This window comes from Variovorax sp. E3 (genome assembly GCF_016082275.1).
Classification (GTDB): domain Bacteria; phylum Pseudomonadota; class Gammaproteobacteria; order Burkholderiales; family Burkholderiaceae_C; genus Variovorax.
In genome coordinates, this window is record NZ_MOWM01000077.1 from 17,138 (window position 1) to 26,875 (window position 9,738).

The 9,738-nt window shown below is 64.3% G+C and carries 16 protein-coding genes; 8 read left to right on the top strand and 8 right to left on the bottom strand.

Annotation, left to right across the window (positions count from 1 at the left end; translation table 11 throughout):
- Positions 1 to 2: 2 nt before the first annotated feature.
- From BMG07_RS23770 to BMG07_RS23805, 8 genes are all read right to left on the bottom strand, one after another.
- Complete coding sequence (locus BMG07_RS23770) at positions 3 to 284, bottom strand: hypothetical protein (RefSeq protein ID WP_198086619.1); 282 nt, start codon at positions 282 to 284, stop codon at positions 3 to 5.
- On the bottom strand, positions 281 to 493 hold the full coding sequence (locus BMG07_RS23775; RefSeq protein WP_198086620.1) for a TraR/DksA C4-type zinc finger protein: 213 nt from the start codon (positions 491 to 493) through the stop codon (positions 281 to 283). The genes BMG07_RS23770 and BMG07_RS23775 overlap by 4 nt, the downstream gene beginning before the upstream one ends.
- A gap of 3 nt (positions 494 to 496) precedes the next feature.
- Positions 497 to 1,024: a hypothetical protein gene (locus BMG07_RS23780; RefSeq protein ID WP_198086621.1), complete on the bottom strand. Its 528-nt coding sequence runs from the start codon at positions 1,022 to 1,024 to the stop codon at positions 497 to 499.
- Positions 1,021 to 1,743 (bottom strand): lytic transglycosylase domain-containing protein, encoded by a 723-nt coding sequence (locus tag BMG07_RS23785; protein WP_198086622.1) that lies wholly within the window; start codon positions 1,741 to 1,743, stop codon positions 1,021 to 1,023. The genes BMG07_RS23780 and BMG07_RS23785 overlap by 4 nt, the downstream gene beginning before the upstream one ends.
- Before the next feature lie 2 nt (positions 1,744 to 1,745).
- Positions 1,746 to 2,015, bottom strand: coding sequence for a putative holin (locus BMG07_RS42690; protein WP_307867060.1), 270 nt, complete (start codon positions 2,013 to 2,015; stop codon positions 1,746 to 1,748).
- Between the two features lie 247 nt (positions 2,016 to 2,262).
- Positions 2,263 to 2,928 carry a competence protein CoiA gene (locus tag BMG07_RS23795; RefSeq protein WP_198086623.1) on the bottom strand — a complete coding sequence of 222 codons (666 nt, stop codon included), beginning with the start codon at positions 2,926 to 2,928 and terminating at the stop codon, positions 2,263 to 2,265.
- Between the two features lie 20 nt (positions 2,929 to 2,948).
- Positions 2,949 to 3,422 (bottom strand): hypothetical protein, encoded by a 474-nt coding sequence (locus BMG07_RS23800; protein WP_198086624.1) that lies wholly within the window; start codon positions 3,420 to 3,422, stop codon positions 2,949 to 2,951.
- Between the two features lie 33 nt (positions 3,423 to 3,455).
- Positions 3,456 to 4,091, bottom strand: a complete 636-nt coding sequence (locus BMG07_RS23805; protein ID WP_198086625.1) for a helix-turn-helix transcriptional regulator — start codon at positions 4,089 to 4,091, stop codon at positions 3,456 to 3,458.
- 285 nt (positions 4,092 to 4,376) lie between these two features.
- On the opposite strand from BMG07_RS23805, the gene BMG07_RS23810 reads away from it, so the two are divergent.
- From BMG07_RS23810 to BMG07_RS23845, 8 genes are all read left to right on the top strand, one after another.
- Positions 4,377 to 4,619 (top strand): DNA-binding protein, encoded by a 243-nt coding sequence (locus BMG07_RS23810; RefSeq protein WP_198086626.1) that lies wholly within the window; start codon positions 4,377 to 4,379, stop codon positions 4,617 to 4,619.
- On the top strand, positions 4,619 to 5,638 hold the full coding sequence (locus BMG07_RS23815; protein ID WP_198086627.1) for a hypothetical protein: 1,020 nt from the start codon (positions 4,619 to 4,621) through the stop codon (positions 5,636 to 5,638). Before BMG07_RS23810 ends, BMG07_RS23815 begins: the two co-directional genes overlap by 1 nt.
- Before the next feature lie 75 nt (positions 5,639 to 5,713).
- Positions 5,714 to 7,336 carry a Mu transposase C-terminal domain-containing protein gene (locus BMG07_RS23820; protein WP_269759333.1) on the top strand — a complete coding sequence of 541 codons (1,623 nt, stop codon included), beginning with the start codon at positions 5,714 to 5,716 and terminating at the stop codon, positions 7,334 to 7,336.
- A complete protein-coding gene (locus tag BMG07_RS23825; protein WP_198086628.1) occupies positions 7,333 to 8,310 on the top strand; it encodes an AAA family ATPase in 978 nt (325 codons plus the stop codon). Before BMG07_RS23820 ends, BMG07_RS23825 begins: the two co-directional genes overlap by 4 nt.
- Positions 8,310 to 8,576, top strand: coding sequence for a hypothetical protein (locus BMG07_RS23830; RefSeq protein WP_198086629.1), 267 nt, complete (start codon positions 8,310 to 8,312; stop codon positions 8,574 to 8,576). Before BMG07_RS23825 ends, BMG07_RS23830 begins: the two co-directional genes overlap by 1 nt.
- Complete coding sequence (locus tag BMG07_RS23835) at positions 8,573 to 8,770, top strand: hypothetical protein (protein ID WP_198086630.1); 198 nt, start codon at positions 8,573 to 8,575, stop codon at positions 8,768 to 8,770. The genes BMG07_RS23830 and BMG07_RS23835 overlap by 4 nt, the downstream gene beginning before the upstream one ends.
- Positions 8,767 to 9,045 carry a hypothetical protein gene (locus BMG07_RS23840; RefSeq protein ID WP_198086631.1) on the top strand — a complete coding sequence of 93 codons (279 nt, stop codon included), beginning with the start codon at positions 8,767 to 8,769 and terminating at the stop codon, positions 9,043 to 9,045. Before BMG07_RS23835 ends, BMG07_RS23840 begins: the two co-directional genes overlap by 4 nt.
- Complete coding sequence (locus tag BMG07_RS23845; RefSeq protein WP_198086632.1) at positions 9,042 to 9,716, top strand: hypothetical protein; 675 nt, start codon at positions 9,042 to 9,044, stop codon at positions 9,714 to 9,716. Before BMG07_RS23840 ends, BMG07_RS23845 begins: the two co-directional genes overlap by 4 nt.
- Positions 9,717 to 9,738 lie beyond the last annotated feature (22 nt).

Sequence of the window (9,738 nt, forward strand, 5' to 3'; positions counted from 1 at the left end):
AGTCAGTGATTCGCGATGAACTTGATCAGCTCGACGGCACCGCCCATGATTGCGCCGGACAGTGCACCGCTGCCCGCCGACTTCATCGCCGTGCTTCGCTCGTGACCTTCGAGTGTGGTCACGCGGGCTTCAACGCCAGTGAGCCGGCCTTCGACGGCATGCCGGAAGTCTTCGATGCGCTGGTGCGTACTCTCGTGATGGCTCTGCATCAGTTGCACCATCATCTTCAGTTGCCCCTTCACTTCGCCCAGCTCGGCCAGCAGCAAGTCTTTCGGGTCGCTCATTTGGAAGTCCGTTCAAATCGTTTTTGGCAGGTGATGCAGCGAATCGCTCCCGGCGCTGCCTTGCGCCGGTCACAGGGGATGTCTTCGCCGCAGTCTTTGCAGTCGTCGCGGCCTTGGCCGGCAACTGGACGCTCACGGAACAGGCTTAGCGCGTGATCGCGATGCGCTTGTTCCAGCGCGCTGGCTTGCTCTAGATACTTTTCGTCCAAAGCTCACAGCCCTCGCGCTTGATCTGCAGGAAGTCCAGCAGCCGGCACATCTGCGAGGCGAGCTGGTGGTATGCCCGCGCTACGTCGCGATGGTTCGCCTCCAGGTCCTGTATCCGCCCTGTTGCCGGCTGCGGCAGCGGTGGAGGCGCTGCCGTCAGGCTCGCCTCGGGCGGCACCTGAATCGGCTCGTCCTGCGTTGGCAGCACGCCAGAGGCGCAGGCGCTCATCAGGAAGCACGTAGTGATCGTCAGCAGAAGTCGGCGCATCTTTGGCCTCCCTGTCGAGTTGTTGAAAAAGGGCATCGAGCGCGGCGCGGTCTCGCTCGCGCGCGTGGCCGGTCTCTGCAGCGCGCTGCAGGTCGCCGCGCGTCTTGGCCTTGGCCTTGACCTGCGCAACGTCGGCGGCCTTCGTGATGGCCGTCACGCTCTCGACCTTCTGGTCGCTGCGGCCCAGCTCGTAGATCGCGTAGACCAGCCCAGCGACAACGGCCACGCACGCGACGAGGATGGCGGCCTTCGTGTTGAACGTCATTCGCACGCCCCTCGGCCCCAGGTGCGGTAGAGCGGCTGGTGCTTGTTGAGGATCACGTCGGGGTAGTGCTCGTTCTCGCGCTGGTTGGCCGGGGCGATGCCCGGATTGATGGCGCACGTCGCTCCGATGCAGACGCCAGGCTGCGGGCTCAGGCGCTGGCGCTTGTAGACCCAGCCGAGACCGCCGTTATAGGCACTGAGCGCGAAGGCCATCTGCTCGCATTCGTTGTCGGCCTTCACGCGGTCGAACAGCCACTTGTCGTAGGTGACCAGGCCACGCAGCGCCCACGTTGGGTTGAGCGGCGCCACGTCGCGCAGATCACCGTACAAGCCGCCGATCCAGCGGGCCGTAGAGGGCATGAACTGGGCGAGGCCTACCGCACCCACAGGGCTCAGTGCGTTTTCGCGCCAGCGGCTCTCCTGGTGCACCTGTGCGGCGAAGGTGGCGACCGGAGCGTTGAGGCCCCACACGCGCTGCGCCTCGCGCTTGAGCGTGAGCTGGTGCCGTTGAGCGTCGCGCGGGATGCCTTGCGCCGAGGCCGTCGTGACGGCCACGCTTCCAAGGAAGACAAACGCGACCAGCAGCAGCACCAGGACAGTACGCACCGAGGTTTCAACCGCGCGGTGCCAGCTCGGCTGGTAGAGCGTGAGCTTGCGCGCCTCGCGCCGCGCCTGATCGGCGTGCGCGAAGGCCGCCCAGTTGGTGTTTGGGCGCCACATGGTCAGGCGCCCAGACCCACGCAGATCAGCGCGGCTGCAACGATGATTGCCCGGCGCAGCATGGCCGTGCCGAAGTTCGAGCCCGCGACCGAGAGCGTCCCCATCGCCAAGCCATGCACGCCTTCGACCTCACAGGGTTCGGCTTCCAGCGGATCGTCTTCGATCAGGTAGGTGTGCGGCCGGTCATAGGGGAACAGCGCGCGGTCGAGCCAGTAGCCGACCCAGCCGCCCAGTGAGAGCAGATGAGCCTTGTAGACAGTCACAGCGATCACGGCGCCGGCGCCGTGGATTGCAGGACTTGAGCGAGAAGAGCCAGGAGGATCGAGATGATCAACCACGGCAGGAGACGACTGAGGTTTGCAGGCATAGGCCACTCCAGAAAGTAAAAAGGGCTGCAGAAATTGCAGCCCTACTTTCTAGAAATTGGCCTCTCAGGTCAGGGTGAAGCGTTTCACCAAAGGAGAGCTAAGCGCGTCAAATTTCTCCTTGCGCCGCGTGTGTCTTCGCCCAACAAAAAACTCATGGCTGAGTAGCCGTTGCCGGGCCCCCAGCCTCACTGAAATCCGTTCGACCCGAAGCTGCAAGCTGAGCAAACCCATCGCGATTCACGAGCCCAGCAGAACCCTCTTTTGTCATTGGGTCATAGCGAAGGATTCGCCAAAATCCCTCATCGCCAAAATCGATGAACACAGGCTTTTTGGTGTGCCACCGAGCGAAGAGCTTGCTCCGGCCGAAATGTTTAAAGCCGATCAGACTATCGGGGCCGACTGGAGTGCGGCCCATCTTGAAGTTCATGGGGTCGAACTCGTTGGCGCAGCCGTCGATGACCCAAACCATCGTCTGATAAAACGCCTCGCGCTCCGCGACCTCTGCCGGGTGAATGGTGGAATGCTGCAGTTCAACGACCAGTCCTGCGCTCGTGCAAATGTCTGCTATGTGCTTTTCCCCCGAGGCCGATGTTCGCGAGACCTCCTGCAAATCAGTCGGAAACCGAGCTTTCCAGGCACGATGCCATTCGCCTTCGCTCTCCCACCATTTGTCGCAGTGTCTACGTGACTTGTGCGCCCAGTGCCAGATCACGTGATTTCCACATTTGGAGATCGCCTCGGCACCACAGTTGCGGCATGCGCCGATTGCTCCAGGCTTCGGTTCCGACTTCTGCCCGTCAATATTTGCGAACTTCATACTCGATCACCATTCACAGATCACGGCCGCTGCGGCTCAAGTGCGGACATGAAAAATGCGCCCGATGAAAAATTCGCGCATACCTGAGCCGAAGGCTCGCTCGTGCAAGCGGACCCATTTTTTTGCGCGGTCTTCAAAAGACTGGCCCCCACAGCAGCCATGTCTCCGCTGCGTGAACTCCGGACGAAGCGAACGAACATACTGGCATCGCTAAGTGGATGCCCCTTCATCGTGTACTCCACGTTTTCAAGGCGGCCAGAATTCCTGCGAAATGCGACAGTGCCTTTGCCGCCGGCCGTATCACAGAGCAGAAAAGATCGGTTCGAGCTAGGGACCTTCTTGTCGGCGCAGCTCTCCAGCAGATACGCCTTGTCGTACCAGTCGGCCTGTGCGTTCCAACGCTTCAGCAGTTCTGTGTTGCTCAGCGAACCCAGTTCGGCGTTTGAGGCGTGTGCTGCACCTGCGACGAACGCGGCTACAACAGCAGCGGCCAATGAGACTCTCGATATAAACACTTGCTCTCTCCTTCACCATTCATGGGTTGATGCCCGCACGCGGCCGACGATTGAGACACCGGGCGTGCGTGCCAAGTCGATGTCGTAGGTTGGGTACTGGGGGTTTTCGCTGCTCACGCGCAGGAGGCCGTCCGGCAGCAGTTGGCAATACTTGACGAGTAGCTCTTCGCCCTGCAGCAAAACATAGGCACGGCCGCTCTTTGGGGTTCTATCGCTCACATCGACGAGCACTTTGTCGCCGTCGTTCAATCGGCCTTGCATCGAATCCCCCGTGACGTTGATGACCTCGCACTGTGCTGGATTCAATCCACGCTTCGCAAGCCATCGGCGGCTAAAACTCAGCCCGCCGATGTCGGCGTGATCCGAGTTCGTGGCGCCGGCCCCGGCGCTCGCCGCAACGTCTTCATGCTGCCGAATCACGACGAACTCATCGTCGAGCGAGCCAGGCGACGCGGGCGCCTTGTCAGAACAGCGCGACCCAATCCCCGTCAAGACCCAGGTCAACGAATACCCAAACACCGAAAAGATGCTTGCCAGGAACTCGGCACTAGGCGCTCGCTGCCCTGAGGTGTACGCGCGATACGTGCTGTATGGGATGCCAGTCTTAGCGGCGACGTCGGTTCCTGTGAGTTCCAACTCTTCAGCCATCTGCCGAAGGCGGCCACCTATGGACGAGAGGTCTAGGCCGCTTGTGTGTGAGGGGTTTTCCATGTGTCTTTCCCGCAGGGGTAGCGCTTCGTCGCATCGACTGAAACCGAGCGATTCGGGCCGATAGTCTACGGGAGCACATCCCGAAAAGAACACTCCGGGAAACGGTAGCGACCGGATTTGAGCTTTAACGCTCGAATGCGAGCGCTTTTCTCTTGCTGCGCTCGAATATGATCGATATGATTCGATCTGATTCGAGCACATTCAAGCGAAAGGCGATTGAAAATGAGCACACAGACAAAGCACAAGGCCAATGCCGCCAGCATTCGGCTATCCGGGCGAGGCAGACCGCTCACTCCCGACGAAGTCAAGACGCAGCTCCGTGAACGAGGCGTGACGCTCAAAGATTGGGCGGAAGGCAACGGGTATGCCTACGACACGGTGAGCTGCGTCGTGCGCGGCATTCACCGGGCCACCTACGGCGTGGGCCATCGCATCGCCCTGCAACTCGGCTTGAAGGTTGCGTGATGGCGAAGCGGCAACCACAAACCTCTCCCGCCGTCGTGGAATCCGACAACGTTGTCGGATTCGAGATTTCCGACAACGTTGTCGCCTTCGCGGCGGACCTCGGCGTCGATCTGACCGGCTCGCTCGAAGAGCGCGCAGACCACGCAGCGCAGCACATGAACCGCTCCCAGCGCCACATGCTGGCGGCCGGCTTGTATCTGGCCTCCATGAAGGCCGATTGCGAGCACGGCGAGTTCACCGCATTGATCGAGGCGCGCGGCTTCGAGGAACGCAGCGCTCAGCGCGCGATGCAGTACACGCAGTTCGTCCTGTCTCGCCCGGAGGATGAGCGCCGTAGGCTGCTCGAAACCCCTTCGTCCAAGGTGCTCGCGCTGGCATCCGCCGACCCCGAGGTCATCGAAGACCTGCTCAAGGGCGGCGAAGACAGCGATCTCAACACCCTGAGCGTCCGCGAACTGCGCCTGCGCATCCGTGAACTCGAAGCCGCGCAGACCGACGCCGCCGTCCAGTTCGACACCGTCGTCGCCGAGCGCGACGGCCTCGCGAAGAAGCTCAAGAAGCGCGTGCGGGACGCCGAGGACCACGAGGGCACGCCCGTGGTGATCGCAGACATCCGGGCCGAGCTGGCAGCGCTCACCAAGAAGGGCGAGCTGTCCATCGACTCCATGCACCCAGTACTCGTGGAGCTGGCCGCTCTTGGCGGCAATGAGCTGGCCGGCGACTGGGTCAAGCCCTCGGTGCGCCTCGCCATGTCCGGGCTGGTCGCTCTGCGGCTGCAGATCGACGGCGTGATCAAGAGCTGTGCCGACATGCTGGGCGACAAGATCACGGCGCTGTCGTCGCAGCCCGACGCGCTGGCGTTCCTCGACCAGGACGAGGTCAAGGCCGTCGCGGAAGAGTGGGCCCGCTTGACATCGACACACGGCCACGAGGCCGAGCTGCGCAAGCACGAACGCAAGCAGGCCCAGCCGCGCGGCAAGGGCCGCCCCGAAGCCCCGCCCAAGGCCCCCAAAGCCTAAGCCCGCTCACCACCCGAACGACGAACAGGTGACCGCATGGGCGCACTTCTCAAAATGACCAAGGACATCCGGCAAATGAGCGATCTGCCTGCCGCGCTGAACCCCAACCCGTGGGAGAGCGCGAGCGAGGCAGCACGCAGCGTCGCGAACTACCGCGAGGCGCTCGTTTCGCCACTGGCCGACCTCGTGACCAACGGGGCCAGCATCAACAACGCGGTGCGCCTGCTCAAGGCCCAGCTCGACAACGGCACCGCCGACCTGCGCACGCAGCACATGGCGCGCGTGCTGGGCGGCAAGGGCCTGAGCGAGCCCAACCTGAAGCGCTGGCTGTCGGCCTACCTCAAGGGCGACAAGGCCGCACTGCTGCCCCAGTACGCCGGCCGCGAGCGCAAGGCATACGGCTGGGAGGCCCGCGCTGTCGCGCTCTACAACCAGCCCAGCAAGCCAGGCTTCGCGGACGTGACCTCGAAGCTCATTCAAGAGGGCTTTGATGAGGTGACGGAAAGCCGGGTGAAGCGCTACGTCAAGGCGCTGCCCGCCACGCTCGGCAAGTTCAGCCCGTCACGCATCGGGCCGAAGCTGCACAAGCTCACGCGCCAGGCGTACCAGCCGCGCAGCCTGGAAGACATCCTGGTAGGCGAGATTTACGCGGGCGACGGCCACACCGCCGACTGCTACGTCGGGCACCCGAACACGGGGAAGCCCTTCCGCCCCGAGCTGACGGTCTGGATCGACATCAAGAGCGGCTTCGTGCCGGGCTGGTGGATGACCGAATCGGAAAGCACCGTCTCCACCATGTTTGCGCTGAGCCACGCCATGCGCATGCACAACCACGTCCCAGCGTGGGTTTACGTGGACCGTGGGCCCGGCTACCGGGCCAAGCTGCTGAGCGACGAGTTCACCGGCTTCTACGGCCGCTTCGACATCGGCCTGATCGGCGCTCGCGCGGGCAACCCACACGGCAAGGGCTGGATCGAACGGTTCTTCCGCACCGTGCGCGACAAGCACGACAAGTTCTTCGCGGGCGGCCTCGTGTACTGCGGCGACGACATGGCGCCGGAGACCAACCGGCGCTTGAGCGCGGACCTCGCGATGGGGCGCCGTGAGCTGCCCAGCCTCAAGCAATACGTGGACAGCCTCTCCGCCTGGCTGGAGCACTACCACAACCAGCCGCAGGACAAGCTCAGCGGCCGCACGCCCGCCCAAGTGTGGGCAGAGCTGAACCCGGTGTCGGTCGAGCTGGACGCGTCCGCCATTGCCCGCCCGCGTGCGGAATGCACGGTTGGGCGTCAGACGGTGCGCCTGCACAACCGGATGTACTACGCCGAGGCACTCGCGCTCTTCGACGCGCAGAAGGTTCATGTGGAGTACGACCTGCACCACGACGGCCGCGTGTGGGTCTTCGACACGAAGGGCCGCTTCGTGGCCGAGGCCAAGCTCGTGAACAAGATCGGCGTGCTCCCGACCAGCCGCCTCGAAGAGGGCCGCGACCGCCGCTTGCAGGGCCAGCTCAAGCGCCTGGAACGCAAGGTCGACGAGGCCCGCGGCCGCCGCAACGACCCGCTCACCGCCGACGACCAGGTCGCGGGCATCGAGTCCCTGCAGCCGCTACTCCCACCGCCGCCACCGCCCCCGCCGCCGACCACTGGCGACGTGATCGACATCGACTTGCTCTCCTGGAAGGACGACCGCAAATGAACACCACCACCCAAAAAACGCAGCCGAGCGTCTACACGCAGCAAGACCTCGAGAAGGCCGCAATGGTCGTTGGCTGGCTCGAACGCAACAACCAAAGCCGCGCCTGGCTCGCGAAGAAGGCCAGCATGTCTGGCGGCACCGTCAGCCAGGTGCTGGCCGGCAAGTACCCGAGCAGCCCGAGCAAGCAGCTCAACCAGCTCGTGTCTGTGCTGGACACGGAGACAGAGCGCCTGGCGGACGGCACGCCCGACTACGTGAAGGGCAGCGTGCACAAGCTGCTGCAGGTTGTGTGCGACCGCACCCGCAAGCACCAGAACTTCGGCGTGATCACGGGCTATGTTGGCGTCGGCAAGAGCCGCTTCTGCGTTGAATACCAGAAGGGCAACCCGCTGACCCTGTTGGTCGAGGTCAGCCCGAGCATGTCGCCGGGCGTGTTCATGGCGGAGCTGCTCGAAAAGCTCAACATCGCGGTGCCGGCCGGCTTGAGCGCGAAGTTCAAGGAAATCAAGCGCGTCCTCAAGGGCACGAACTACCTGATCCTGGTGGACGAGGCCGAGAAGATGAGCGCGAGCGCCCTGGAGTACCTGCGCCGCATCCGCGACACGGCCAAGGTCGGCGTGGTGCTAGTCGGCACCGAAGGGCTCACCTCGCTGATCAAGCCGCAGCACGGCCAGTTCCAGCAGATTCGCAGCCGCGTTGGCATGTGGCCCAAGACCATCGAGTCGATCACCCGCGACGATGCCGACGACATCGTGCGCACGTCGCTGGCCGATGCGGGCGAGCTGCCCGACGATCTGCTTGAAGTGCTGTGGGCCTACTGCGACGGCAGCGCCCGCGTTCTCACCGAGAACCTGCTGCCAGCTCTGCGCGACTTCGGCATCGCTCGCGGCACGAAGCTCTCCGCCGAGCTGATGCACAGCATCGCGGCCAAGGTGCTTTTCATGGAGCGCCCGAGCGCTCAAGGGGGTAAGTGATGCGCAGCCCTCAAGCCTGGATCAAGCGGCGCGCCCGCAAGCTGATGGCCGCTTTCGGCGCCAAGCGCGCCAAGGCCGTGCGCTACGCCTCCGAAGACTGGAAGGCGTTCGCGGGCACATCGACGCGGACCTGTGCCGAGCTGGGCGTGTGCCAGTCGCGGCCGGAGTGCACGCGGTGTTCCGTGCCGGTCGAGGCACGCATGGCAAGCATGGAGAAGCGCGATTTCAGGCGCTTTATGACCAAGGTGAAGGGGGAAGTGGCATGACGCGACTTTCGCGCCTTACCAAGGCTCTGCAGGTGATCGGCGACGTGCTGGCCGTCGCGTCCATTCTCTGGCTCGCAACCGCCGTGACCGTGGCACTCCAGGACTACCAGGCACGCGAGGCCGAGCGGCTGGAGCGCGTGCACCTGGACGGCATGGCCGCCGGGGCCGCGCTGTGCACGAGGGCAAGCCCATGAGCGCGCCGGATTCGGTCGGTCGCCACATCGACCACGAAACGCTCATGCTGTGGGTGGCGCTGGTGCAGGCGGGCGGCTACCGCAACCTGCGCGAGATTCGCCGCACCTGGTGCGCTGCGGCCGAGCCCGAGGCCGTCCGCGCGCGGGTGGTCCGGCTCTGCGACAACGGCATGGTGCGCGAGAAGCGCGTCGGCGGAAAGCACTCGACCTTCGGCGTCACCACGCTGTGCAGCGCGCCTCCGGGCTACGAGTACTTGATGAGGGCCAGCGCATGAGCACGCCGAGCCTTACCAACGTCTGCGTGGTCTGCGGTGCCGAGGAAAGCCTCGACGCGCTGCTGATGCGGATGATCGACGACACAGAGGTGCGCAACCTGATCGCGGACGTGATCGCATTGAGCTTGCCTGTCGGCAAGGACGTGCTGCGCTACCTGCGGCTGCACAAGCCGGCCAAGCAGCGCCTGCGCCTGACCACCGTGCGCAAGCTGCTCGCGGAGCTGGTGCCCGACATCCAGCGCCTTGCCATCGAGCGCAAGGGCCGCGTGTGGGTCGTGTCCGGCGACATGTGGACGGCCGCATTTCAGGCGGTCTTCGACGCGGACAAGAGAGGCTCGCTCACCTTGCCGCTGGAAGGCAACGGCTACCTGTACGGCGTGCTGACCCGCATGGCTGACCGCGAGGAAGGCGAGACCGAGCGCGAGCAGGAAAAGGTGGTGCGGCAGCGCGTCGCCCAGCCTGGAGAACGCACGCTCGAAGACCTGGTCACGGAGGGTCTTGCGGGCCAGCCGGCCGCGCAGGCCGCCCACGCCGCACTCACGTCGCAAGGCGCTACGCCAGACCCCGAGGCTGCGGAAAAGGCGGCCCTCGCAGCAGACATCAGGCGCCGCCTGGCCGCCGACCTGGCAGCGCGGAAAGCGCGCCAGCAGACCGCCGAGTCGCCCGAGTGAGCAACACCCCCACACAACGCAG